Genomic DNA, 24,170 nt, shown 5'->3' on the forward strand with positions numbered 1-24,170 from the left:
GCCGAATGACAACAGCCCCTCCCGCGCCCGCCCTCCTCACTCCGCCTTCGTGCCCGCTGCGGACCCGCCGGCGTCCTGAGCGGTCTGGCCGGTGCGGTGGCGTTCGAACCAGGCCAGGATGTTGGCGATCTTGGCGATCTGGTGGCTCGGGCGGCGGGCGATGCCGTGGGGGGCCTCGGGAACCCGCACCATCACCGTATCGACGCCGCGCAGCTTCAGCGCCTGATAGTACTGCTCCGTCTCGCTGATCGGCGTGCGGTGGTCCGCCTCCCCGGTCAGCAGCATGGTGGGGGTCTTCACATTGCCCACCAGCGACAGCGGGCTGCGCCGCCAATACTCCTCCTGGGCGTTCCAGGGATAGTCGGCGAACCAGTACTGCCAGAACAGGGTGTAGAAGTCGGCCGTCAGGGCGAAGCTGGTCCAGTTGATCACCGGCTTCACCACCGCGGCCGCGCGGAACCGGTCGGTCTTGCCGACGATCCAGGCGCTCAGGACGCCGCCGCCGGACCCGCCGGTGACGAACAGGTTCTGTTCATCGACGAAGCCGCGGGCGACCAGCGCGTCCACCCCGCTGATCAGGTCGTCATAATCCTGGCCCGGATAATTGTGGTGGATCAGGTTCGCGAATTCCGCCCCATAGCTGGTGGAGCCGCGCGGGTTCGTATAGAGCACCACATAGCCGGCCTGGGCGTAGAGCTGCATCTCGACCGAGAAATCGGGGCCGTAGGCGGCGAAGGGGCCGCCATGGATTTCCAGGATCAGCGGATATTTCCTCGACGGGTCGAAATCCGGCGGGAACACCACCCAGCCCTGGACCTCCCGACCGTCGGCACTGCTGGGATAGCGGATCTCCTCCACTCGGCCCAGCTTCTTATGCGCCAGAAGGTCCTCGTTCAGCGTGGTCAGTACCTTGGTGCCGGCGGCGGACAGCAGGCCGGCCGGGTTGCCCACGGCCACGTCGGCGGGGCGGTCGGAGCGGCCGACGGTATAGGCGAAGCTTCCATCCGCGGCGACGCTGAAGCCGCCGGAGGTGTAGGGCCGGCTGGGGCTGGTGCCGCCGATGCCCTGCGTCACCACCGCATGTTTGCCGTCCAGGGTGAAGCGGGCCAGCGTCACGCCGCCCTGATCCTCATAGCTGGCGAAGACGGCGTCGTTGCCGGCCCATTGCGGGGCATCCACCGCCCGGTCCAACTCCTGGCTCAGCACCCGCACCTCGCCGCTGCGCCGGTCCATCAGGTGCAGCAGGTGGTTCTGGTATCCCATCTTCCGGTCGTCGAAGCCGGTATAGGCGATCCACCGCCCATCCGGGCTGACGGCGGGATTGCTGTCCGGCCCGTCCCGTTCGGTCAGGCGGCGCACGCTGCCATCGGCGATCCGAACCTCGTAGAGGTCGCTTTCGACCGGGTCCTGTTCCCAGTCCGGATTGCGATTGGCGCTGATCACCAGCGCCTGTCCATCGGGCGTCCAGGCCGGGGTGCCGCGGTGATTGAAGTCACCGCTGGTGATCTGGCGCGGAGTCCCGCCCTCCGCCGGCACCACGAAGACATGGGTGAAGCCCTGCTCCACATAGCCCTCGCCGTCGCGGCGATAGACGACGCTGTCGATGACCTTCACGCCAGGGGCCCATTTCGCCCCTTCCGGTGCCTTGGGCGGCTTGGCCAGCGGCTCGGGCTCCTTGGGCACCAGCATGGTGAAGGCCAGCCATTTCCCGTCCGGCGACCAAGCCAGCGCGCCCGGCGCTTCCAGCGTGCGGGTGACCAGCGCGGTCTGGCCGGTATCCATCCAGCGCACATGGATCTGCGGCTTGCCCTCGGCCGCGGTGACATAGGCGATGCGCCCGCCATCCGGGGACCAGCGCGCCTGGCTGGCCGCCGCCTGCCCGGTCAGCAGCGGCCGGTGCATGCCGCCATCGGCGTCCAGGATCCACAGGTTGGGCACCGTCTTGTCCGTCATGATGTCGTTGGACATGCGGGCATAGACGATGGACCGGCCGTCCGGGCTGATCTGCGGATCGTTGGCGAATTCCAACTGATAGAGGTCCATCTCCGTGAACCGGTCGCCGGCTTGCGGCATCTCCGCCCAGGCGGACCCCGCCAGCGCCATCCAGGCGGCCGCCAGCCCCGCCGCCCTCATTCCCCGTGCCATGTCGCCTCCGTTCTTTTTACCCGGCCGGCAGGGTAAGCCCCCGATGGCGAAGGGGAAAAGGCCTGAATCGTCCATCATTGAGCTACATCAAGGCACATTGTTCACCGGGAGACGCATTCTCCGGCCATCTCATCGACAGGTGTCCCATGCGTCCCGAACTCGTCGCCAAATATCGTGCCCAGCGCGTTCCCCGCTACACCAGCTATCCGCCGTCGCCGCATTTCACGCCGGATGTGGACAGCGCCGCCTATGCCGACTGGCTGGCGGAGCTGAAGCCGGACACGACCCTGTCGCTCTACCTGCATGTGCCCTTCTGCCGCTCCATGTGCTGGTACTGCGGTTGCCACACCACCGTGGTGCCGCATGATGGGCCGGTGAAAAGCTACCTCGCCCATCTAGCGATGGAGGCGGAAACAGTGGCGGCGCTGATGCCGGCGGGGCCGCGCGTCACGCATCTGCATTTCGGCGGCGGCACGCCGACGCTGATGCCGCCGGGCGAGTTCGTGCGGCTGATGACGACGCTGCGCAAGGTCTACAGCTTCGCGCCCGATGCCGAATGCGCGGTGGAGATCGATCCGAGAACGCTGACTGATTGCATGCCGACGGCGCTGGCGGCCGGCGGCATCAACCGCGCCTCGCTGGGGGTGCAGAGCTTCGATCCGCGGGTGCAGCAGGCCATCAACCGCATCCAGACGCCGGAGCGGACGGCGGAGGCCGTGGCCGCGCTACGCCGCGCCGGAATCCGGGCCATCAATTTCGACCTGCTCTACGGCCTGCCGCACCAGACGGTGGAAAGCTGTGTCGAGACGGTGCGCACGGCGCTCGCCATGAACCCCGACCGGCTGTCGGTCTTCGGCTATGCCCATATGCCCGGCTTCAAAGCGCACCAGAACCGGATCGATGAGAGCACGCTTCCCGACGCCGACGCCCGCATGGCCCAGAACCAGGGGATCGAGGAAACCCTGCTGGCCGAGGGCTATATCCGCATCGGTCTCGACCACTTCGCCCGGCCGGACGATCCCATTGCCAGCGCCGCGTCCCAGGGCCGGCTGCGCCGCAACTTCCAGGGCTACACCACCGACGATGCGGATGCGCTGATCGGTCTCGGCGCCAGCGCCATCGGCCGGCTGCCGCAGGGCTTCGTCGCCAACATCGTGCCAGTGCCGGGCTACCAGAAGGCGGTGGCCGCCGGCGGGCTGGCCGTGGGCCGCGGCTTCCGCCTCAGTGCGGAGGACCGGCTGCGCTCCGATGTGATTGAGCAGTTGATGTGCAATTTCACCGTCGATGTCGCCGATTACGGCGTTCGCCACCCGGCCGGCCTGTCCGGCCTGCTGCCCAAGGCGGAATCGCTGGCGGAGCTGGAGCGGGACGGGCTGATCCGCCTGGACGGCACCCGCCTGACCGTGCCCGACGAGGCCAAGCCCCTGGTCCGCAGCGTCGCCGCCCTGTTCGACAGCTACCTGGACCCGGAGAGCGGGCGACATAGCAAGGCGATCTAAGGGGGAGGCCCGTCGGCAGAATCGGCCCACGCCATTCCGCCCGTTGACGGCTACCGGCCGGCGGGGCACCATCCGCGCCATCATGAGAACGCGCCTGAAAGTGTGCTGCATTTCCTCGGTGGAGGAGGCCCGTATCGCCGTGGCCGCCGGGGCGGATGCGTTGGGGCTGGTGGCGGAGATGCCATCCGGCCCCGGTCCCATCGCCGATGAGCTGATCGCGGAGATCACTGCCACGGTGCCGCCGCCGGTGGCGACCTTCCTGCTGACCTGCCGCACCGATCCCGACGGGATCGTGGAGCATGTGCGGGCCTGCCGCACCAACACGGTCCAGCTTGTCGATTCGGTGCCCGTCGCCACCTATGCCGCCCTGCGCCGCCACTGCCCGTCGGTGAAGATCGTGCAGGTGCTGCATGTGCTGGGCGACCGCACGGTGGAGGAGGCGCGGGAGGCCGCTCCCCATGTGGACGCCCTGCTGCTGGACAGCGGCCGGCCCGATCTGGCGGTGAAGGAGCTGGGCGGCACCGGCCGGGTGCATGACTGGGCGACGTCCGCCCGGATCGTCGCGGCGGTGGACCGGCCGGTGTTCCTGGCCGGCGGGCTGACGCCAGCCAATATCGGGCAGGCCATCGCCCAGGTCCGCCCCTACGGCGTCGACCTCTGCTCCGGCGTGCGTAACGGCGGCGATCTGGACCCGGCCAAGCTGGCGGCCTTTGTTGCGGCGCTGATGGCGGCCTGACCCGGACAGTGCCGCCTGTCCAGCCTACCCCCGCAAGGACGCCAGCACCGCGTCGGACAGGCTGCCCACCATGTGGGTCACGAACATGTCCAGCGCCACCAGCCCGACGGCGAAGATCCAGTCCAGTTCCAGCACCGATTTCACCACCATGCCGGCATAGGCCAGGATGAACAGCCCCAGCACGGCCTGCACCACCTGCCCGCCCTCCAGCCCCAGTCCGGGGCTGAGCGCCAGACCGGTGCCCACGATGGCGATGAGGGTCTGCACCACCGTGGCCCAGTTGTAGGCGGCGACGAAGGCGGGGAAACGCTGCGCCCGCTTCATCAGCTCCAGCAGATGGAAGGTGATCAGCAGATAGGCGAACATGATCACCAACTGCACCGCCACCTTGATGCCGAGATAGTGCAGCACGGCGCCACCGCTCTCGAACCGGTTGCCGTTCAGCAGCAGTAGGAAGCCGGCATAGAGCGGCACGAACAGCCACAGCGCCCTGAAGCTGCGCCACGCCGCCCCGCCGTCATTCAGGAAATAGCGCGCGCCGGATGTGTCGAACCGCAGCAGCCGCAACGCCCCGTACAGCCCATAGGCCGCCTCGGCCAGCACGCTCATGCCCTTGCTCCGCGCCGCTCGAACCAGCTTTCCAACAGACGGGCATAGATCGCGGTCAGCCCTTCCAGATCGGCCACCGCAACATTCTCATCCACCTTGTGCATGGTGGCGCCCACCAACCCGAACTCCACCACTGGACAGTGATCCTTGATGAAGCGGGCGTCGGAGGTGCCGCCGGAGGTGGACAGCTCCGGCCTCCGTCCTGTCTCCGCCTCCACCGCGTCGGCCAACAGGGCGGACAGCTCGCCCGGCGGGGTCAGGAAGGCGTCGCCGCTGACCTGGATCTTCAGGTCCCAGGCTCCGCCCACCTCCTCCAGCACATCGCGGATATGGGCCTCCAGGCTCCGCGGCGTGTGCAGGTCGTTGAAGCGGATGTTGAAGCGGGCCGTGCCCTTGGCCGGGATCACGTTGCTGGCGGGGTTTCCGACATCGATGGTGGTGATGGCCAGGGTGCTGGGCTGGAAATGCGGCGTGCCCTCGTCCAGCGGGCTGGCGCTCAGCAAATGCAGCGCCTCCGTCAGCCGGGGCAGGGGATTGTCGGCCAGATGCGGATAGGCCACATGCCCCTGCGCGCCATAGGCGGTCAGGGTGGCCGTCATGCTGCCGCGCCGGCCGATCTTCATCATGTCGCCCAGGGCCTTGGGATTGGTCGGCTCCCCCACGATGCAGGCGTCGATCCGCTCGCCCGTTTCCATCATCCAGTCCAGCATTTTGCGGGTGCCGTTGATGCTGGGCCCTTCCTCATCGCCGGTGATCAGCAGGCTGATGCTGCCGGCCGGCTTTCCATGCTTTTGCAGGTAGCGCCCCACTGCGGCGGCGAAGGCGGCGACGCCGCCCTTCATATCCGACGTGCCGCGCCCATAAAGCCGCCCGTCGATGATTTCGCCTCCGAAAGGATCGACGGTCCAGGCCGCCGCATCCCCCACCGGCACCACATCCGTATGGCCGGCGAAGCAGAGGTTCGGCCCCTCCGTTCCCAGCCTTGCATAGAGATTGTCCACCCGGTCGGTGCCTGGCTCCTCGAACGGTAGCCGGGTGCAGGCGAAGCCCATGCCCTCCAGCGCCCGCTGCAGAACATCCAGCGCCCCCGCATCCGCGGGCGTCACGCTGGGACAGCGGACCAGGGCCTGGGCAAGGGCGATGGGGTCGGTGGTCATGGCGTCTCGGTTACCCGTAGGTCGGATCGAGCCATTGGCGATGATCCGACACAGCCTCAAAGAAAGATGCAGACCGGAAAGACGTCGCCAGCCCGCACGGGGCGGCGGCACCGTGTCGGATCGTCGCCAAGGCTCGATCCGACCTACGGAACGCAGCCCGGCCTCAATCCCGCAGCAGCTCGTTGATGCCGGTCTTGGAGCGGGTCTTCTCGTCCACCCGCTTGATGATCACGGCGCAGGACAGGTTCGGGCCCGGCGTGCCGTCGGGCAGGGGCTTGCCCGGCAGGCTGCCCGGCACCACCACGCTGTAGGCCGGCACCCGGCCCATGAAGATTTCGCCCGTGGTGCGGTCCACGATCTTGGTGCTGGCTCCGATGAAGACGCCCATGGACAGCACGCTGCCGCGTTCCACCACCACGCCCTCCACTACCTCGGACCGGGCGCCGACGAAGCAGTCATCCTCGATGATGGTGGGGTTGGCCTGCAGCGGCTCCAGCACGCCGCCGATGCCGGCCCCGCCGGACAGGTGGACGTTCTTGCCGATCTGGGCGCAGGACCCCACGGTGGCCCAGGTGTCCACCATGGTGCCGCTGTCCACATAGGCGCCGACATTGACGAAGCTGGGCATCAGCACCACGCCGGGGGCGATGTAGGCGCTCTGCCGCACCACGGCGTTCGGCACGACGCGGAAGCCGGCGGCCCGCCAGCGTGTCTCGTCCCAGCCCACGAACTTGGACGGCACCTTGTCCCACCAGGTCGCCCCGCCGGGACCGCCCTCCACCACCTGGTTGTCGTTCAGGCGGAAGGACAGCAGCACCGCCTTCTTCAGCCACTGGTTCACCACCCAGCCATTCGCGCCGGGCTCCGCCACCCGCGCCTTGCCGCCATCCAGCAGGGCAAGCGCGGTCTCGACCGCCTCGCGCACGGCGCCTTTGCTGTCGGGACCCAGACCGGCCCGGTCCTCCCAGGCCTGATCAATGGTGCGGGCGAGATCGGCGTGGCTCATGGCATCTGTCCGTAATGCAAGCGTTCGAAAGTCCGGACCTTGGCCGCGCTCCCGCCCCCGAGTCAATGCGGCAGACCGGCAGGGCAGGTGTGATGCGCCGCTCAGGGCCACTTCACCTCGGGCGGCAGGCTCATCAGGATGGCTTCGATGTTCCCGCCGGTCTTCAGCCCGAACAGGGTGCCGCGGTCATGGATCAGGTTGAACTCCACATAGCGGCCGCGGCGGATCAATTGGTGCTCCCGCTGTTCGGCGGTCCAGGGCAGGTGCATGCGCCGGCGCACGATGCGTGGATAGACCGCCAGGAACGCCTCGCCCACCGCACGGGTGAAGGCGAAATCATCCTCCCAGTCGCCGGTGTCCAGATTGTCGTAGAAGATGCCGCCGACGCCCCGCGGCTCCCCCCGGTGCGGCAGGAAGAAATAGCGGTCGCACCATTCCTTGAAGCGCGCGTAGTAGTCGGCCCCGTGCGCGTCGCAGGCGGCCTTCAGCGCGGCATGGAATTCGGCCTTGTCCTCTTCGGTCTCGGCGCTGTCCAGGAACATGGGCGTCAGATCGGCCCCGCCGCCGAACCAGGCGATCTGGGTGACCAGGTGGCGGGTGTTCATATGAACGGCCGGCACCACGGGGCTGCGCATATGGGCGACCAGGCTGATTCCGCTGGCCCAGAAGCGGCCCTCCTCGCCAGCCCCCGGCATGTTGGCCCGGAATTCCGGGCTGAAGGTGCCGTGGACGGTGGACACGTTCACGCCCACCTTCTCGAACACCCGCCCGCCGCGCATCACGCTCATGACGCCGCCGCCGCCCGGCTCCCCGTCCCAGTTGGCGCGGTCCCAGGCCTTGCGCTCGAACCGCCCTGGCGGCAGCCCTGCATGCGGCCCCTTCGCCAACTCATCCTCGATGGCCTCGAACGCGGCGCAGATCCGGTCGCGCAAGGCTTCGAACCAGGCGCGGGCGCGCCCCTGCCGCTCGGCGACGATCTCGGGAGTGGGGAGGGGGGAAGGGGTGGCACTCTGCACGGCGGCGCTCCTCGATCTTTGCCCTGTATGTACCCGCCCCACCCGCCGGGGCCAAGGGGGCGGAGGGAAACCTAGCCCCGCCCTGGAAATCCCCCCGTCTGCCGCAGCGCCTCTCCCAGCACCATGGCGGCCGCCACGGCGAGGTTCAGCGAGCGCACGCCCGGCCGCATGGGGATAAATATCCGTGCATGGCACTGGGCCGCCACTTCCGGCGGCGTGCCCGCACTCTCGCGCCCGAATAGCAGCGTATCGTCGGGGCGGAAGGCGAACGCCGTATAGGGCACGTCCTCCGGCCCCTCCGGCGTCTCCACCAGCACCACCCGGCCGGTGCGGCTGGCCAGGAAGGCGGACCAATTGATGTGCCGCGCGATCTCCGCCGCCGCCCCGTAATCCATCATGCTGCGCCGCATCCGCCGATCGTCCAGCAGGAAGCCGCAGGGCTCGATGATGTCCACCGCCACTTCCAGGCAGGCGCCGGCCCGGATCAGGGTGCCGGTGTTCTGGGGGATGTCGGGCTGGTAGAGGGCAAGGCGCAAGGGATTGGGCTCCAAGGGCGGAAATCACCCATATTCTAGCCGCCGCAGCCCGTCCGCCGCCACACGGTGCGCGCGACGAATTGTCAGCAGGTGCGGCGAGAGGCAGCACTTTCCATCACACGACCGGGCATGTATATCGAAGCCACGCGACCGGACACCCGTCCGGGCGGGCCGTTCGCCTATCCGAACTTCGCTGCATCCAAGCGGGTCATTCCCGCAAGGTGGGGTGGGGGCAAGAAAAAGCAACCGGCGGGGACCGATCCGGTTCCTGCCGCAGGTTCCGCCCCTGGGTGCCGCGGGAGGGAGAGTGTGAGAAGGGTGGGCGCCCGCCTCTGCCGGTGCCCGCACATGCGAGGAGACGAGAGGATGGCGGAGACAACCCATCAGGCCCCCCATGGCCACGACGGCGAGGGGCAGACCCGCCGCGACTTCATCTACCTGGCCGCCGCCGCGACCGGCGCCGTGGGCGCTGCCGCTGCCATATGGCCGTTCATCGATTCCATGAACCCCGCGGCGGACACGCTGGCGCTGGCCTCCACCGAGGTGGATCTGACGCCGATCGCCGAGGGTCAGGCCATCACCATCACCTGGCGCGGTAAGCCGGTCTTTATCCGCCACCGCACGGCGGAGGAGATCGAGGCCGCCCGGAGCGTGAATCTGGCCGAGCTGGTCGACCCGCAGCCCGATGAGGAGCGCGTGGTGGAGCCGCAGTGGCTGGTCATGGTCGGTGTGTGCACCCACCTCGGCTGCGTGCCGCTGGGGCAGAAGACCGGCGATGCGAAGGGTGACTACGGCGGGTGGTTCTGCCCCTGCCACGGCTCGCACTACGACACGTCCGGCCGTATCCGCCGGGGTCCCGCGCCCGCCAATCTCGTCGTGCCGGAATATGAATTCCTGTCCGAGTCCCGCATCCGTATCGGCTGACCTGATCCAGTAAGGAGGGAGTGCCACGATGGCTCACGCCCCGACATCATCCTTCAAGAACCCGGTGGTGAACTGGATCGACCAGCGCCTGCCCGTGTTCACGATGCTGCAGAAGGAGTACGGAGTTTTCCCGACTCCGCGCAACTTCAACTATTTCTGGAATTTCGGCGCCATCGCCATGTTCGTGCTGGTGACGATGATCGTCTCCGGCATCTTCCTGGCGATGCACTACACCGCCAACACCGGCCTGGCTTTCGATGCCGTCGAGCGCATCATGCGCGACGTGAATTACGGCTGGCTGCTGCGCTACATCCACGCCAACGGCGCCTCGATGTTCTTCATCGCGGTGTATATCCACATCCTGCGCGGCTTCCTCTACGGCTCCTACAAGAAGCCGCGTGAGCTGCTGTGGATCATCGGCGTGGTGATCTTCCTGCTGATGATGGGCACGGCCTTCATGGGCTACGTGCTGCCGTGGGGCCAGATGAGCTTCTGGGGCGCCACCGTCATCACCAACCTGTTCTCCGCCATCCCGGTGGTGGGCGACAGCATCGTGACCCTGCTCTGGGGCGGCTTCTCGGTGGACAACCCCACCCTCAACCGCTTCTTCGCGCTGCACTACCTGCTGCCGTTCGTGATCGTGGCGATGGTGTTCCTGCACGTCGCGGCGCTGCACGTCACGGGCTCCAACAACCCGCTGGGGATAGAGCCGAAGGGTCCGCAGGACACGCTGCCCTTCCACCCGTACTACACGTCCAAGGACATGTTCGGGCTGACGGTGTTCGTGATCCTGTTCGCGGCCTTCGTCTTCTTCGCCCCGAACTATCTGGGCCACCCGGACAACTACATTCCGGCCGATCCGCTGGTGACCCCGGCGCACATCGTTCCGGAATGGTACTTCCTGCCCTTCTACGCCATCCTGCGCGCCATCACCTTCAACATCGGCCTGCCCTTCAGCGACGTGGTGCTGGTTCCGGCCAAGCTGGGCGGCGTGCTGCTGATGTTCGCCTCCATCCTGATCTGGTGCCTGATGCCGTGGCTGGACCGCTCGCCGGTGCGCAGCTACCGCTTCCGCCCGATCTACAAGTGGTGGGTGCTGATGCTGGTGGTCAGCTTCTTCATGCTGATGTATGCCGGCGGCCGCCCGGCGGAAGGCATCAACGTCATCATTGGGCAGGTCGGCACGCTCCTGTACTTCCTGTTCTTCCTGGGCCTGCCGGTCATCAGCAGCATTGAGCGTCCGCTTCCGCTGCCGGCCAGCATCGCCCAGCCCGTACTCGGCGGGGGCCGCATCTCCGCCGCTGCCGCTGCCAAGCCGATGGAGAAGGCGTGATGCACCGCCCGAAGATGATCTCCTCCCTGAAGTCCCTCCTGGTCGCCGGCGGCATCGCGCTGACCGGCGCCATGGGGGCCCTGGCCGCCACCGCCGAGGCGGCGACCGCGCCGGCTCCGCCGGAGCAGGAATGGCACCATGGCGGCGTGAACAGCTTCACGAGCATGTTCAAGACCTTCGACCGGGCGTCGCTGCAGCGCGGCTTCCAGGTCTATAAGGAGGTCTGCTCCGCCTGCCACAGCATGAACCTCGTGGCCTACCGCAACCTCGAAGCTCTGGGCTTCAGCGAGGAAGAGGTCAAGGCCATCGCGGCGCAGTATGAAGTGACCGACGGTCCCGACGATACGGGCGAGATGTTCACCCGGCCGGCGATTCCATCCGACCACTTCAAGGCGCCGTTCCCGAACGCGAAAGCCGCGGCAGCGGCCAACAACGGCAAGGCCCCGCCGGACCTGTCGCTGATCGTCAAGGCGCGTGAGCACTTCGAGGACTATGTCTACGGCGTGCTCACCGGTTACCGTGACGCGCCGGAAGGCTTCAACGTGCCGGAGGGCGGGTACTACAACGAGTACTTCCCCGGCCACGTGATCGCCATGGCCCCGCCGCTGTACGATGACGGGATCACCTATGCGGACGGCACCCCGGCCACCATCGCCCAGCAGGCGCATGACGTGACCGCGTTCCTGGCCTGGGCCGCCGAGCCCCACCTGGAGGCTCGCCGCCAGATGGGCGTCGCGGTGATCATGTTCCTGATCATCCTGGCCGGCCTGCTCTACGCCGCCAAGCGCCGCGTCTGGGCCGACGTGCACTGAGCACTCCGACCTGACCGTCCTGCTGCCGCTGATCGGCCGCGAGGAAAGCCTACCGAAAAGCCCCGGCGCATCCCGCTCCGGGGCTTTCTTCATGGTTCTGGTCAAGAGGTGGGGCGGGAAGCCTGACGAGAGGTGCGGCAACCGGTCCTTCCGTGCAAGATTGCGCGGAAACTGTTGCAGTCTCAGGCAGCCGGCCCCGTCGCCGATTGCCGCGGCGGAGCGGATTTGAGGAGAAGGCGGTCATGGGCCAGCACTATGCGGAAATCGTGCGCATCCTGCGCTTCTGGTTCACGGAGGCGGGGCCGGAGCGCTGGTTCGCGGCGGACCCGGCGTTCGACGCGCTCTGCCGGGAACAGATGCTCGAATGCCATGAGCGGGCGGCGGCGGGCGAGTTCGCGGCCTGGGGGGAGGCGCCGGAGGGGGCGCTGGCGCTCTGCCTGCTGCTGGACCAGGCGCCGCGCAACATGTTCCGGGGCAGTCCCCGCATGTACGCCACCGACGCCATGGCGCTGGAGGTTGCCCGCACGGCGGTGGAGCGGGAGTTCGACAGGGGCATGACGGAGGATCAGCGCACCTTCCTCTACCTGCCCTTCGAGCATGCGGAGGACATGGAGGCGCAGCGCATGGCGGTGCGGCTCTTCGCGACCCGCACGCAGAAGCCGGGCTATCTGGATTATGCGGCCATGCACCTGGCCATCGTCGCCCGCTTCGGTCGCTTCCCGCACCGGAACGCCATCCAGGGCCGGGAGACCACGCCGGAAGAGGCGGAGTTCCTGAAGCAGCCCGGCAGCGGGTTCTGAACGGGGGGCGGTCTGGCCCCTCCGTAAATCCGTCACCCCGGCGAAAGCCGGGGCCCAGAGTCCCGAGGGCGGTGCCGGCCGCCCTGGGTCCCGGCCTTCGCCCGGATGACGGAAAAAGAGCGGAAAGGACCGCTGCTCAGACGTTGAAGCGGAAATGGAAGATGTCGCCGTCCTGGACGACATACTCCTTGCCTTCCATCCGCATCTTGCCGGCCTCCTTGGCCGGGCCTTCGCCGCCCAGCGCGGCATAGGTCTCGTAATCGATGGTCTCGGCCTTGATGAAGCCGCGCTCGAAATCGGTGTGGATGACGCCCGCGGCCTCCGGCGCCTTGGCGCCGCGGCGCACCGTCCAGGCCCGCGCCTCCTTCGGCCCCACGGTGAAGAAGGTGATCAGGTTCAGCAGGCCGTAGCCGGCGCGGATCACCCGGTTCAGGCCGGGCTCGTCCAGCCCCAGGCTCTCCAGATACTCGGCCTTGTCCTCGGGGGGGAGCTGGGACAGCTCCGCCTCGATGGCGGCGGAGATCACGACGCTGGCCGCACCCTGCTTCTTCGCCATTTCGGCCACCCGTGCCGACTGGCTGTTGCCGGTGCCGGCGCTGGCTTCCTCGACATTGCAGACATACAGGACCGGCTTGCCGGTCAGCAGGGCGAACTGGCGGAACATCTCCTGCTCCTCCTTCGCCACCTCGACCGTGCGAGCCGGCTTGCCGTCGCGGAGTGCGGCAAGCACCCGCTCCATCAGGTCGGCCTGGGCCTTGGCCTCCTTGTCGCCGCCCTTGCCCTTCTTCTGCAGGGCCGGCAGCCGGCGCTCCAGCGAGTCCAGGTCGGACAGCATCAGCTCGGTCTCCACCGTCTCCGCATCGCGGATCGGGTCGATGGAGCCCTCGACATGGGTGATGTCGCTGTCCTCGAAGCAGCGCAGGACGTGGACGATGGCGTCCACCTCGCGGATATTGGCCAGGAACTGGTTTCCCAGCCCCTCGCCCTTGCTGGCCCCGCGGACCAAACCGGCGATGTCGACGAATTCGAGCTGCGTCGGGATGGTCTTCTGCGACTTGGCGATAGCGGCCAGCTTGTCCAGCCTAGGGTCCGGTACGCCCACCCGGCCCACATTCGGCTCGATGGTGCAGAAGGGATAGTTGGCGGCCTCCGCCGCGGCGGTGGAGGTCAGCGCGTTGAAAAGCGTCGACTTGCCGACATTGGGCAGGCCGACGATGCCGCAATTGAATCCCATGGGACGTGCTTCGCCTGGACTGTGAGAACCGGTTGCGCAGGGTTATGGGGGATGCAGGTCCGATTGACAATCCCAGGCGGGCGCAGGGGTGGGGTTCGGCAGGATGTAGGGCGGGGACGAAAGGGCAGGTGGAGCACCGCGCCGGCACGGACCACGCCAGCGGAGACTACGCCCCGCCAGCCTTCCGCGGTGTCGGCCGCCAGTCCGGCGGGGCCAGTTCGAAGCTCTCGAACCGGAAGGCCGGGGCGACGGTGCAGCCCACCAGGGTCCAGGCGCCCAGGCTCACCGCCGTTTGCCAATGGTTGGCCGGCACCACGAGCTGCGGCCGCTGGCCGGCGGCGAGGTCGGGGCCCAGATGGCGGGCGCTGGCATCGTGCCCGTTGGGGCTGAGGGTCAGGACCAGCGGCGCGCCCGCATGCCAATGCCAGACCTCGTCCGCATCCACCACCCGGTGCCAGTGGCTGTACTCCCCGGCCTGGAGCAGGAAGTAGATGGCGGTGCTCGCCCCCCGGCCGCCATCGGGCGGGGCATGGCGATAGGTCTCCACATAATGCCCGCCCTCCGGATGAGGCCGCATGCCCAGCAGGTCGATGATCTGCCGGGGCGTCAGGCTGCCATACATCGGCGCTTACTCCGTCGGGGGAGCTGTCAGCTTGAAGCTCTCCCGCACCGTCACCCCCTCGAACCAGTGGGCGAGGCGGGAGCGTCCGTGCCGCCAGCCATCCTTGGCATAGCGGAAATCCAGATAGCCCAGCGTGACCGCCACGGCGATGCCGCCGATGGTCAGGGCGTCGGGCTTCGGCAGTGCCTCGGCCTCCGCCTCCAGCGTGTCCAGCGTGCGGACCATGGCGCGGCGCTGCCGCTCGATCCAGTCGGCGCTGCGCAGGGATTCGGGCCGGCGGCCCTCCAGCAGGCGCAGTACGCCGGCGTCGCAGATGCCGTCCGCCATGGCCTGCTGGCGCAGCGCCACCCAGCGCTCACGCCCGGCGGCGGGGAACAGCTTCCGCCCGTCATGCTGGCTGTCCAGATATTCCGCCACCACCGGGCTGTCGAACAGGACCAGCCCGTCCTCCGTCACCAGGCAGGGGATCTTGGCCAGCGGGTTGTCGCGCACGATGGGGCTGTCCGGCGCCCAGACGTCGGTGGGCACCAGCTCGATCCGGTCGGCCAGCCCGGCCTCATGGGCCAGCATCAGAACCTTGCGGACATAGGGGGAGGTCTGGCTGTAGCGCAGCTTCATTCGCGTCTTCTCTCATCGCTGGGGGCTCAGCCCCGGTAGTTGTCCTTGCCCCGCCGGATGGCCGCGAAGACCGCAACCGGGTTGGCGCCCGCCATGCCCATGGCGGCGGCCATGGCCGGGTCGTCGGCGCGCAGGAACGGGTTCACCGCCTTCTCCCGCCCCAGCAGGGTGGGCAGCGTCGGTTGCAGCGTGGCCCGAAGCCGGTCCACCTCGGCGGCACGTTCCGCCAATGCGGCATTGTCCGGGTCGATGCTGCGGGCGTAGCGGGCGTTGGACTGGGTATATTCGTGGCCGCAATAGACGCGGGTGGAATCCGGCAGGGCGCGCAGCTTCAGCAGGCTGGTCCACATCTGGTCCGGCGTGCCCTCGAACAGGCGGCCGCAGCCGAGGGAGAACAGGGCGTCGCCGCTGAACAGTGCATCCGCATCCTCGAACCAGAAGGCGATGTGGCCGCGGGTGTGGCCGGGCACGTCGAAGACCCGCACCGGGCGCACCCCGAAGCTGAAGCCCTCCCCCTCCGCATAGGCCGTGTCGATCTCCGGGATGCGGTCGCGGTCGGCGGCTGGGCCGATCACCCTGGCGTGCCAGCGGGCCTTCAGGTCGCGGTTGCCGGCCGTGTGGTCGGCATGGTGGTGGGTGTTCAGGATGGTGGTCAGCCGCCAGCCCAGATCGGCCAGGGCCATTTCCACCGGTTCCGACTCCGCCGGGTCGACGACGCCTACGGCGCCCGTCTCCACATCGCGGATCAGGTAGATATAATTGTCGGTCAGCGCCGGGATTAGCCGGATATCGAGCTTGTCCATGGCGGCGAGCCTACCCCATGCCTCCCGGCCCGCCAAGCCCCCCGCCTGCAGGGCATTCGGCCGCGCCCGATGGGGCAAATCGAACGACCGTCCGTTTCCGGACTTGAGCGGGCGGCGCGTTTGCCCGATGCTGGCGCGCCCGGCCCTAGGCCGGCGAAGAAGCAGACGGGAGGAAAAATGCCGAGCGAAGCCGCCGTGAACCGCCAGTGGATACTGAAGGACCGCCCCAAGGGCGGCAACTTCGAAGAGGTGCTGGAACTGCGGGAGTCCGCCGCTCCGGATGCGGGCGAGGGGCAGATCCGGGTCCGCACCATCTATCTGTCGCTGGACCCGACCAACGCTGTCTGGATGCAGTATGACAGCTATCTGCCGGCGGTGCCGCTGGACGGGCCGATGCATGGGCTGGTGCTGGGCGTGGTGGACCAGTCGAACAGCCCGAAGTTCCAGGCCGGCGATCTGGTCAGCGGGCTCGGCCGCTGGGCCGATTATTTCGTCACGGATGGGCAGGGCTGGGCCAAGCTTCCCGACATCCCCGGCCTGCCGCTCACCGCCTATATGGGCCCGCTGGGCATGACCGGCGCCACGGCCTATTTCGGCCTGCTGGATGTCGGCCGCCCGAAGGAGGGGGAGACGGTGCTGGTCTCCGCCGCCGCGGGAGCCGTCGGCTCCATCGTCGGGCAGATCGCGAAGATCAAGGGCTGCCATGTGGTCGGCATCGCCGGCGGGGCGGAGAAGTGCGGCTGGCTGACCGGCGAGCTCGGCTTCGACGCGGCGGTGGACTACAAGGCATCCGGCTGGCGCAAGGCCCTGCGCGCCGCCTGCCCCAAGGGCGTCGACGTTTATTTCGAGAATGTGGGCGGGGAGATCACGGAGGCGGCGCTGGACCTTCTGAACATCCGCGGCCGCATTCCCTTCTGCGGCGCGATCAGCCAGTACAACGCCACCGAGCCGCCGCCGGGGCCGAAGAACCTGTCCGTGCTGGTGGCCAAGCGCGCCCGGATGGAAGGGTTCCTGGTGCTCGATTACGGCCCGCGCATGGGCGAGATGTACCGGGAGATGGGGCCCTGGATCGCCGAGGGTAAGATCAAGTGGAAGGTCGATCTGGACCAGGGCATGGAGAATGTCCTGACCAGCTTCCGCAAGCTGTTCACCGGCGGCAACACCGGCAAGCTGGCTGTCCGCATCGGGGAGGAGCCGGCTGGAGGCTGATCCGCACAAGTGCGGTTCCGGTTGCGCATCACCTCTTCGGATTCCCTCCGAAGGGGTGTATGCTCCTCACCCGAATGGGGAGGAACATGGAAGTCTGAACATCCATGGTTGAGCAACTGGTCGAAGCGGTGGTGATCTTCGCCTGCATCGCCGGCCTCGCTTATCTCGTGGGATTGGCGGGGGCGCATATTGCGGAGCAGCGTATCCTGGCTGGCATGCGGAGCGGCCTGCTGGAGGAGCGTCTACAGCGGATGATGATGCTGGCGGCGAAGGCGCGCGCGCGGCGGGACGAGATGCTGCCGCGCCTCGTGCGTCTGGACGCGCAGGTGAAATCCGTGCGCCGCCGCCACTACATGGTCCAGAAGCGCCTGTCGGACATGTCGGTATCCCGCTCATCCCTGGTTCGCGTCCTGGGAGAGGAGGAGGCGTTCCATCGGGCGGAGCGCCCGTCCCGCCGCTTCATCGCACTGGTGATCAATCGCCATGTGCAGCGGGCCCAGCTTGAGCAGAAGGAGCATCCGTTCCTGGCGCGATCCTGGGCGCGGGCGCAGCAGGTGCATGTCTGGGCGCCGACGATCGGCGACGCCAAGATCGTCGTCGAGCGCGCCTTTCCGCCCGCCACCGGGTTCTTCGTGCTGGAAGTGGCGGAGCCCGCGGACGATACGGAGACGATGGAGGTCATCGCCCCGTTGCCCGCCGCAACGCCCGCTGCGCTCCAGGTTTCGGGCTGAGGCGGCGCGGCGATGATGAGTCTGGCCGGATGGATGGGAATACTGGGCGGGCTGGCGGCGGCGGCCCAGGTCTTCGCGTCCGTTTCCCGCCATGTCCGGCGGGTCAAGGCCGGCCATGCCGCCCGCCTGCGCCAACTTGGCGAGGTCCGGCGCGACATGCGGGAGCGGGCGAGAGCGACGCTGGACCTGCGCCGTGAGGAGCGGGCGATGCAGCGTGAACTGGTTGAGCTGACCGGCCAGATCGACAGCGGGGAGAAGACCGTCCAACGCAAGAAAAGCGCGGAAACCCTTCTGTACGTTTTCGACGAGCGGCGGAATCCGGGGGATCAGGCCTTCATCGTTCCCATCGCCCATCCGCGGTTCGCCGACATCGCCCGGCACCCGCCCGAAGACGTCTCCGCCTCCTGGGTGTCGGGCCGGCGGTTCCTGGTCTGGGCAGCCAGCGACAAGATGGCGTCGGCGAAGGCCAACATGCGCTTTCCCGCGGACAGGGGATATATGGTCGGCGCGCTGGAGCCCTATGCCGGCAATTCGGAGGAGCTTTAGGCACCTCCGAAACGCCAAGCCCCGGCCAGGAGCCGGACAGGCTTCCGCCGCATTCCCATGGTTCTATCGGAAGCATGGATGGACAGGTCCCGATCGGGACGGATCATCCGATCTAACCGTAGGCCAAGCGAGTGCGTGATGTTGATTGCCATGGCGAAAACCGTCGGGCCGGCTGTAACGGCCCTTGGCGCTGGCACTGCCGCCGGCATCTGGGATCAGGATGCCGCCAGTCTGGCCTGGACCCTCTCCCTGCTGGGCGGCGCCGCGTTCCTGTTGTCTGCCGTGGCGCCCCGACAGGCGCCCGGCGTCGTGGCCCTTCTCGCGGCCGGCGTTCTGGCGGCGTATCTGGCGCCTGCCTTGTCGGCCGGGGCCGGATCGGCAGCCCTGCACGAGGGGATGATCGCAGCGGCGGTAGCGGCGGGCGTAGCCGGCGCCGCCGCCGTACTGGGCGCTTCCTCTTCCCTGACCCTGTCACGGTGGGTACGGCACTGAGGGACCGGCTGGCGGCTCACACCGTGGCGCACTGCCCGGCGCAGGCGGATACCTCCGTCCTTATCCAATCGCGGAAGGAGCGGATCTTCGGGTCCTCCCGCCGCCGCTCGGCATAGACCAGCCAGTAGGCGACACCCGTTTCAAGGACCAGATCGGGGAAGGGCAGGACCAGTCGGCCTGCGGCGATGTCGCCGGCGAAGAAGATCGGGCAGATCAGGGCCACGCCCTGGCCCATGCAGGCGGCATGGCCGGTGATGAGTTGCGTATCGTACTGCGATCCGCTCGGCAACCGGTCCACCGGGGTGCCTGACAGCGCAAACCATTGCCGCCACCAGGTCTGGTCGACCGGGTCCTGGCTGTCCAGGAAGGACAGCTTCAGCAGGTCGGCCGGTCTTTCGATGGAGCCCGCCCGTTCCAGAAGGCCGGGCGCCAGGGCGGGGGTCAGTTCCAGGGCCATCAACCTCTCGGCCACCAGCCCCGGCCAAGCGCCGTGTCCAGCACGGATCGCGACATCGAACTCGCCGCGCTCCAGATCCACCAGCCGGCTCGACGCATCCAGCCGCACGGCGACGCCGGGATGCAGAATATTGAACTGCCCCATCCGCGGCACCAGCCATTGCGCGGCGAAGGTCGGAAGGGCGCTGATGGACAGGATTCCCGAATCCGGCGTGACCTGAAGCCGCTCCACCGCGCCGCGGATGCGGTCCAGCGCGTCGGTCATCGCCGTGGCAAGCTCACGTCCCTGCGGGGTGAGCTCCAGCCGGCGGGTCATCCTGCGGAACAGGCTGACACCGATATGCTCCTCCAACTGGCGGATCTGGAAACTCACGGCCGCCTGCGTGACCGCCAGCTCATCGGCCGCCCTGGTGAAGGAGAGATGGCGGGCCGCAGCCTCGAAGGTGCGCAGGGCGGTCAGCGGGGGAAGGCGGGAAGCCATGGCGTCTGTGCATAAGCTGAACTTGTCGGAAGCCTATGGCAAAGCTCGTTTGTCGTCGAGCCGGATTACATCCAGCCTGTCGCCACAGGGCGGGGTCTTTAGAAACCGACAGGAGGATACGATGCATAAGCTCTGCTTTGGTGGACCTTCTCCGGGGCGGCTGCCCTCGCGGCTGGGCACGGTGCTCGGCGGCCTGGATGATCTGCTGCCTGCCGCGGAGGCCGGGAGCGGTGCCGCGCGGGAGATGCGGGGCCGGATCGGCATCCTGCCGGACCTTCCGGACCATCTCCGCCGCGATCTCGGGCTCTAAGGCGGCAGTTCCTACCCGATTGGGTGCGGCAACGGGTGTTCATTGACGTGAGCTGTAGGGGTGCGTAGCCTCGGTCCCCGAAAATTCCGCACCAACAGAAGTGGGGTTCGCCACCATGCGTAAGTCCATCGCGTTCTGCCTTCCGGTGATTGCCGCCGGTCTTTTCATGGCCGCGCCCGCCGCCGCTCAGGACGCTGCCGCCGGCGAGAAGGTCTTCAACCGTTGCAAGGCCTGCCATACGGTGGAAGCCGGCGGTCCGCACAAGGTCGGCCCGAATCTGCACGGTCTGTTCGGCCGCAAGGCCGGCGGCGCGGAAGGCTTCAAGTATTCCGACGCAATGGCCAGCAGCGATGTGGTCTGGAGCAATGAGACCCTGCACGAGTACCTGAAGGACCCGAAGGGCTATATCAAGGGCAACCGCATGGCCTTTGCCGGACTGAAGAAGCAGGAAGATCTGGACAACGTCATCGCCTATCTCGAGCAGGCGACGAAGTAAGCAGTCCGCATTGATGCGTGACGGGCCGGGCGCGGAAGCGTGCCCGGCCTTTTCATTGGGGCCGGACCAGTCCGACCTGTCATTTTTCCTTCATACATTCCCTTCCCGCCCCATCCGGACTCGGCTAGGCTGAGCGTGAAACACAGGGGTGACGGAACACCCCGCATCGGGAGGGAATCTCAACCTATGATCCGCCAGATTCTTGGCACCACCGCGCTCGCCACCATGTTGGCCGCCGCCATGCCGGCCATGGGGCAACAGCTCGATTTCTCGTCCACCACGGTTTTCGGCGACAGTCTCAGCGATACGGGCAATCTCGTTCCGCTCGGCTTGTTTCCCGGCGCGCCCTATGTGGATGGCCGCTTCACCAGCGCAGGCGGCGTCTGGGTCGATTATTTCGACGATATCACCGGCATTCCGGCCACCAGCCGCGCCTTCGGCGGGGCCCGCTCCATCCGGACCCTACCCATCGATCTGACCGCGCAGGTCGATGCCTATCTCGCCGGCGGCCCGACCATTGCCCGCGACCAGCTCTTCGCGCTGTGGATCGGGGGCAACGACTATCTCGCCCTTCTCGAATCGCCCACCGCGCCGTCGACGGCCCAGGCGACGGCCACGATCACCGGCGTCGCGACCTCCGTGGGCACGCAGGCCGGCCGGTTGCGGGCCGCAGGAGCGCAGAACTTCCTGCTGTTCAACCTGCCGCCGCTCGGACAGATTCCGGCCACCTCCGGGGCAGGGGCCGACGCCCGCAATAGCGCCAACCAGCTCTCCTCCCTGCATGCCGCCGCCATGAGCGGAGTGGCGCAGAACCTGCGGGCCAGCGGCGCCACGGTCGTGATCGTGGACATCGAAACCCTGTTCCGGGACCAGCTGGCCCGGCCGGAAGTCTATGGCTTCAGCAATGTGACGGTTCCCTGCTACGTGCCGAATGCGGCGGATGTTCTGGTCGCGACCGGGGCCTGCGCCACGGAAGCCGGCCTGCAGGGGTCGGTCTTCTTCGACCCGGTTCACCCGACCAGCGCGGCCCATCGCCTTATCGCGCAGTTCGCGAACGGCTCTATGGTGACCTCTCTGGTCGGCCCGCAGGCTCTGGCCGCGGCGACGCAGCTCAGCCTCAGCATGTTCGAGCTGGGAACCGACGCCATCGCTGGCCGCATGGCGGGCGCCAGGACGGGCAGCAACAATGTCGGTATCCAGGCGGTGCAGGCCGGGGCCGATGCCCGTTGGGGCATCTACACCTTCGGTACCTGGGCGACGGCGGACAGCGATGCGTTCGACGGCCAGCTCGGCTATGAGCAGGATGCCTGGAACGCCGGCCTCGGGCTGGATTACCAGATCGACCAGCATCTTACCGTCGGCCTCGCCGCCAGCTATGGCGATGGCGAGATGGACCTGGATGACGGCGCCGGCACCATCGACACGAAGAGCTACGGTCTGACCGCCTACGCCACCATGGCGACCGGCGGGCTCTGGGCCGATGCCTTCATGGGCTACAGCTTCGACGACCTCGGCGTCTCGCGCTCCACCGGTTTCGCGCCGCTCCCGGTGGGAGAGGGCGATACCAACGCCCACACCTATGGCGTCGGCTTCACCACCGGCTACAGCTTTGGCGTCGGCAGCTTCGGCTTCGGCCCGCTGGCGGAGCTGCGGTACGCCAGGGTGGAGATGGACGGGTACCAGGAGGATCAGGCCGGCCCGCTGGCGCTGGAGGTCGGCCGGATGGAGGCCGAGTCCTTCGAAGGCAAATTGGGCGTGCAGGCGTCGGGCCGCTTCGGCAGCGATGCCCTTGCCATCGTTCCCAGCCTGGAACTCGCCTGGGAGCATGAGTTCTACAATGATGACCGGGAGGTCCGCGCGATCCTGCCGGGCGGCGATGTGGTGCGTAGCGTGGCGGGGGCGGGCGACCGCGACCGGGCCGTGGTCGGCGCAGGGCTGGCCGTGGAGGCGTCGGACGGCCTGATGGCCGCCGTCGGCTACCGTGGGGCCGTCTCCGGCGGCAATGGCGACGACCACGCCTTCACTGCCCGCATCCGGGTCACCTACTGACGGCGCAAGTCGCCCGGAAGCAAGCCGGGCGCCTTGCGGAAAAGCAGCGCCCCGGGCGGTCCTGCCGTCCGGGGCGTTCGCGTCTGTGGGGCTGAAAGAAAAAGGGCCGGCCGGTTTCCCGGCCGGCCCTTGGCGTTCGGCTGCGGTCAGCGCACGCCGGCGCGGCGGAGCGAGTCCGGCGAGAAGTCGCCGGCGGAGAACTCCATGTCGTAACGGTACGGAGCTTCCTGGTTGTCGAAGCCATTGCAGGTGTACCGGCCGACCTGGAGGTCGTAGATGCACTCCAGCGTGCCGCCGGTGGTCGGGACGTTGTAGTAGTTGATGTTGTGGTTCTCGGCCACGCGCCACATCTGGCCGCGGGCGTCGTAGTGGTCGGCCACCAGGATCTGCCAGCTATCCTCGTCGATGTAGAACCGGCGCTTGGCGTAGACGTGGCTGGTGCCCTGCTTCAGGTTGCCCTCGACCACCCAGACCCGGTGCAGCTCGTACCGGGCGAGATCCTGGTTGATATGCTTCGGCTTGATGATCTCGTTGTAGGTGACGTCCGCGCTGTGCAGCTTGTAGGAGTTGTACGGCACGTACATCTCCTGCCGGCCCACCAGGGTCCAGTCGTAGCGGTCCGGCGCGCCGTTATACATTCCGAGCTGGTCGGAGGTGCGGAGGCCGTCCGACGCCGTGCCGGGGTTGTCATAGGCGACGTTGGGCGCGCGGCGGACGCGGCGCTGGCCGGGATTATAGGTCCAGGCCGACCGTGGTTCCGCAATCTGGTTGATGGTGTCGTGGACCAGCAGGATTTCACCGGCGAGACGGGCCGGCGCGGTCACTTCCTGAAGGAAGTAGATCGCGGTATTGCCCTCCGGCCCCTGCGGGCGGCCGTAGAGATATTTGATCTTCTCGGTAATGGAAATCATCGTGTACGAGCCGTCGGCCTGGGGATTGGCCTGACCGTACTGCCGGAACACATTCTCCCCGCCATAGCGCAGCAGATGGTTCCAGACCACCTCGATGCCGCTCTTCGGCACGGGGAAGGGGGTGCCGGTCTTCGCGTTCAGCACGCCGTTGCCGCCCGGCGCCAGCTGCGCCGACTGCGCATTGGCGATGGTGGCGTCATAGACATGGGCCGGGAACGACGCGCTGCGGCGCGTCGGGTAGACGTTCATCTTGTAGGTTTCGGGATAGGTCTTGAACATCGCCTTCAAGCCTTCCGGCAGCTTGTCGGCGTACTGGTCCATGTTCTGGGCGTTGATCGTGAACTGGAGCTTGTCGTCCGTGAACGGATCGATGTGCTGCTTCGACGGATCGTAGCCGGCCGGCGGCTGGGTGATGCCGCCGGCCCATTCCGGAATGGTGCCGTCGGCATTGGCGGCCTTGATCGCGCCCATGGGCGTCAGGGTCTTGCCGAGGTCGGCGGCGGTGTGGTCCTGGGCTGCCGCCGGCAGGACCAGACTCAGCGCCAGGGCGCCGCCCATCAGGGCGGCCTTCATGCGCATCATGGGGTTTCCTCCTGTTTCGCGATTATTGTTCTGCTGTACGTCTTTTCAGGCCAAGTG

General features: G+C 67.7%; 25 protein-coding genes. 13 read left to right on the forward strand and 12 right to left on the reverse strand.

Annotation, left to right across the window (positions count from 1 at the left end):
- Positions 1–36 precede the first annotated feature (36 nt).
- Positions 37–2,145, reverse strand: coding sequence for an alpha/beta hydrolase family protein (locus DOL89_RS01420; RefSeq protein ID WP_119677546.1), 2,109 nt, complete (start codon positions 2,143–2,145; stop codon positions 37–39).
- Between the two features lie 146 nt (positions 2,146–2,291).
- Here DOL89_RS01420 and hemN point away from each other — a divergent pair, with 146 nt between their 5' ends.
- Positions 2,292–3,644 (forward strand): oxygen-independent coproporphyrinogen III oxidase, encoded by a 1,353-nt coding sequence (gene hemN, locus DOL89_RS01425; protein ID WP_119677547.1) that lies wholly within the window; start codon positions 2,292–2,294, stop codon positions 3,642–3,644.
- A gap of 82 nt (positions 3,645–3,726) precedes the next feature.
- A complete protein-coding gene (locus tag DOL89_RS01430) occupies positions 3,727–4,380 on the forward strand; it encodes a phosphoribosylanthranilate isomerase (RefSeq protein WP_119680167.1) in 654 nt (217 codons plus the stop codon).
- A gap of 24 nt (positions 4,381–4,404) precedes the next feature.
- Here DOL89_RS01430 and DOL89_RS01435 read toward each other — a convergent pair whose 3' ends face one another.
- From DOL89_RS01435 to DOL89_RS01455, 5 genes are all read right to left on the reverse strand, one after another.
- Positions 4,405–4,989 carry a hypothetical protein gene (locus DOL89_RS01435; RefSeq protein WP_119677548.1) on the reverse strand — a complete coding sequence of 195 codons (585 nt, stop codon included), beginning with the start codon at positions 4,987–4,989 and terminating at the stop codon, positions 4,405–4,407.
- Positions 4,986–6,146: a succinyl-diaminopimelate desuccinylase gene (gene dapE, locus DOL89_RS01440; RefSeq protein ID WP_119677549.1), complete on the reverse strand. Its 1,161-nt coding sequence runs from the start codon at positions 6,144–6,146 to the stop codon at positions 4,986–4,988. Before dapE ends, DOL89_RS01435 begins: the two co-directional genes overlap by 4 nt.
- A gap of 163 nt (positions 6,147–6,309) precedes the next feature.
- Entirely contained in the window at positions 6,310–7,152 is an 843-nt protein-coding gene (gene dapD, locus DOL89_RS01445; protein ID WP_119677550.1) for a 2,3,4,5-tetrahydropyridine-2,6-dicarboxylate N-succinyltransferase, read from the reverse strand.
- Between the two features lie 101 nt (positions 7,153–7,253).
- On the reverse strand, positions 7,254–8,168 hold the full coding sequence (hemF, locus tag DOL89_RS01450; RefSeq protein ID WP_404813475.1) for an oxygen-dependent coproporphyrinogen oxidase: 915 nt from the start codon (positions 8,166–8,168) through the stop codon (positions 7,254–7,256).
- Positions 8,169–8,239: 71 nt separating this feature from the next.
- Positions 8,240–8,704 carry a tRNA (cytidine(34)-2'-O)-methyltransferase gene (locus tag DOL89_RS01455; RefSeq protein ID WP_119680169.1) on the reverse strand — a complete coding sequence of 155 codons (465 nt, stop codon included), beginning with the start codon at positions 8,702–8,704 and terminating at the stop codon, positions 8,240–8,242.
- A gap of 366 nt (positions 8,705–9,070) precedes the next feature.
- On the opposite strand from DOL89_RS01455, the gene petA reads away from it, so the two are divergent.
- The 4 genes from petA to DOL89_RS01475 all read left to right on the forward strand — a co-directional run bounded on the left by petA (position 9,071) and on the right by DOL89_RS01475 (position 12,573).
- Complete coding sequence (gene petA / locus DOL89_RS01460) at positions 9,071–9,628, forward strand: ubiquinol-cytochrome c reductase iron-sulfur subunit (RefSeq protein ID WP_119677551.1); 558 nt, start codon at positions 9,071–9,073, stop codon at positions 9,626–9,628.
- Positions 9,629–9,656: 28 nt separating this feature from the next.
- Positions 9,657–10,961 (forward strand): cytochrome b, encoded by a 1,305-nt coding sequence (locus DOL89_RS01465; RefSeq protein WP_119677552.1) that lies wholly within the window; start codon positions 9,657–9,659, stop codon positions 10,959–10,961.
- Positions 10,961–11,773: a cytochrome c1 gene (locus tag DOL89_RS01470; RefSeq protein ID WP_119677553.1), complete on the forward strand. Its 813-nt coding sequence runs from the start codon at positions 10,961–10,963 to the stop codon at positions 11,771–11,773. Before DOL89_RS01465 ends, DOL89_RS01470 begins: the two co-directional genes overlap by 1 nt.
- 242 nt (positions 11,774–12,015) lie before the next feature.
- Positions 12,016–12,573, forward strand: a complete 558-nt coding sequence (locus tag DOL89_RS01475) for a DUF924 family protein (RefSeq protein WP_119677554.1) — start codon at positions 12,016–12,018, stop codon at positions 12,571–12,573.
- A 136-nt stretch (positions 12,574–12,709) separates the two neighbouring features.
- Here DOL89_RS01475 and ychF read toward each other — a convergent pair whose 3' ends face one another.
- The 4 genes from ychF to gloB form a co-directional block, all read right to left on the reverse strand.
- On the reverse strand, positions 12,710–13,807 hold the full coding sequence (gene ychF / locus DOL89_RS01480; protein ID WP_119677555.1) for a redox-regulated ATPase YchF: 1,098 nt from the start codon (positions 13,805–13,807) through the stop codon (positions 12,710–12,712).
- Positions 13,808–13,973: 166 nt separating this feature from the next.
- Positions 13,974–14,429 (reverse strand): cupin domain-containing protein, encoded by a 456-nt coding sequence (locus DOL89_RS01485; protein WP_119677556.1) that lies wholly within the window; start codon positions 14,427–14,429, stop codon positions 13,974–13,976.
- A gap of 6 nt (positions 14,430–14,435) precedes the next feature.
- Entirely contained in the window at positions 14,436–15,047 is a 612-nt protein-coding gene (locus DOL89_RS01490) for a glutathione S-transferase N-terminal domain-containing protein (RefSeq protein ID WP_119677557.1), read from the reverse strand.
- Between the two features lie 26 nt (positions 15,048–15,073).
- Positions 15,074–15,850, reverse strand: coding sequence for a hydroxyacylglutathione hydrolase (gloB, locus tag DOL89_RS01495; protein ID WP_119677558.1), 777 nt, complete (start codon positions 15,848–15,850; stop codon positions 15,074–15,076).
- A gap of 177 nt (positions 15,851–16,027) precedes the next feature.
- Here gloB and DOL89_RS01500 point away from each other — a divergent pair, with 177 nt between their 5' ends.
- The 4 genes from DOL89_RS01500 to DOL89_RS01515 all read left to right on the forward strand — a co-directional run bounded on the left by DOL89_RS01500 (position 16,028) and on the right by DOL89_RS01515 (position 18,828).
- Positions 16,028–17,059, forward strand: coding sequence for an NADP-dependent oxidoreductase (locus tag DOL89_RS01500; protein WP_119677559.1), 1,032 nt, complete (start codon positions 16,028–16,030; stop codon positions 17,057–17,059).
- A gap of 104 nt (positions 17,060–17,163) precedes the next feature.
- Positions 17,164–17,790: a hypothetical protein gene (locus DOL89_RS01505; RefSeq protein WP_119677560.1), complete on the forward strand. Its 627-nt coding sequence runs from the start codon at positions 17,164–17,166 to the stop codon at positions 17,788–17,790.
- A gap of 12 nt (positions 17,791–17,802) precedes the next feature.
- Positions 17,803–18,336 (forward strand): hypothetical protein, encoded by a 534-nt coding sequence (locus DOL89_RS01510; protein WP_119677561.1) that lies wholly within the window; start codon positions 17,803–17,805, stop codon positions 18,334–18,336.
- 150 nt (positions 18,337–18,486) lie between these two features.
- Complete coding sequence (locus tag DOL89_RS01515; protein ID WP_162937265.1) at positions 18,487–18,828, forward strand: hypothetical protein; 342 nt, start codon at positions 18,487–18,489, stop codon at positions 18,826–18,828.
- A 16-nt stretch (positions 18,829–18,844) separates the two neighbouring features.
- Here the strand turns inward: DOL89_RS01515 and gcvA are convergent, their stop codons facing one another.
- Entirely contained in the window at positions 18,845–19,765 is a 921-nt protein-coding gene (gcvA, locus tag DOL89_RS01520) for a transcriptional regulator GcvA (RefSeq protein WP_119677563.1), read from the reverse strand.
- Positions 19,766–19,886: 121 nt separating this feature from the next.
- Here gcvA and DOL89_RS01525 point away from each other — a divergent pair, with 121 nt between their 5' ends.
- The 3 genes from DOL89_RS01525 (at position 19,887) to DOL89_RS01535 (ending at position 22,620) form a co-directional block, all read left to right on the forward strand.
- Positions 19,887–20,075: a hypothetical protein gene (locus DOL89_RS01525; RefSeq protein WP_119677564.1), complete on the forward strand. Its 189-nt coding sequence runs from the start codon at positions 19,887–19,889 to the stop codon at positions 20,073–20,075.
- A 115-nt stretch (positions 20,076–20,190) separates the two neighbouring features.
- Entirely contained in the window at positions 20,191–20,571 is a 381-nt protein-coding gene (locus tag DOL89_RS01530; protein ID WP_119680170.1) for a c-type cytochrome, read from the forward strand.
- Between the two features lie 186 nt (positions 20,572–20,757).
- Positions 20,758–22,620, forward strand: coding sequence for an autotransporter outer membrane beta-barrel domain-containing protein (locus DOL89_RS01535; protein ID WP_119677565.1), 1,863 nt, complete (start codon positions 20,758–20,760; stop codon positions 22,618–22,620).
- 146 nt (positions 22,621–22,766) lie between these two features.
- Here DOL89_RS01535 and DOL89_RS01540 read toward each other — a convergent pair whose 3' ends face one another.
- Positions 22,767–24,113 (reverse strand): DUF1329 domain-containing protein, encoded by a 1,347-nt coding sequence (locus tag DOL89_RS01540; RefSeq protein ID WP_119677566.1) that lies wholly within the window; start codon positions 24,111–24,113, stop codon positions 22,767–22,769.
- Between the last annotated feature and the right edge of the window lie 57 nt (positions 24,114–24,170).

It is taken from the genome of Indioceanicola profundi, assembly GCF_003568845.1.
In the GTDB taxonomy this organism is placed as follows: domain Bacteria; phylum Pseudomonadota; class Alphaproteobacteria; order Azospirillales; family Azospirillaceae; genus Indioceanicola; species Indioceanicola profundi.